A 547-nucleotide genomic window follows, 5' to 3' on the forward strand; every position below is an offset into this window, starting at 1 on the left:
TAGATGGAAAATGGAATTTAATTGGAAACCCTTATCCGTCTGCGATAAGTGCACAGCAGTTAATGACTGATAATCCAGCTTTAGGTACTTTGTATTTCTGGGGACATGAATCGCTTCCAATCCTAAACCCTGCTGATGGTAAATTTTATTATAATAGTGACTTTACCGCCTTCAATGCTTCAGGATCTACTGTAGGAGGAAGCGGAACTCCTTTTAATGGATACATTGCTGCGGCCCAAGGTTTTTTTGCAAGACCAGCTACAGAAACATTAACCTTTAACAATAGTATGCGCCGAGCAGGCAATAACAGCAAGTTTTACAAAACAGCAGCATCTGAGGATATTGAGAAAAATCGTGTCTGGCTGAATTTTACAAATTCTGACGGCGTTTTCAAACAAATTTTGTTAGGCTACATCGAAGGTGCAACAAATATTATTGACCTTAATTATGATGCTGTTTCAATGGGCGCTAATAATTTTGTCGATTTTTACAGTATTAACAGCAATAAAAAACTAACCATACAAGGACGTGCATTACCGTTTGAAAA

1 pseudogene is annotated in these 547 nt (G+C 37.7%); it reads left to right on the top strand.

Going from position 1 to position 547, the window contains the following annotated elements:
- Positions 1 to 547: pseudogene (locus BSF42_RS22870) on the top strand (hypothetical protein); the annotation flags it as partial.

This window comes from Flavobacterium sp. ACN6, assembly GCF_002304005.1.
Lineage (GTDB): Bacteria > Bacteroidota > Bacteroidia > Flavobacteriales > Flavobacteriaceae > Flavobacterium.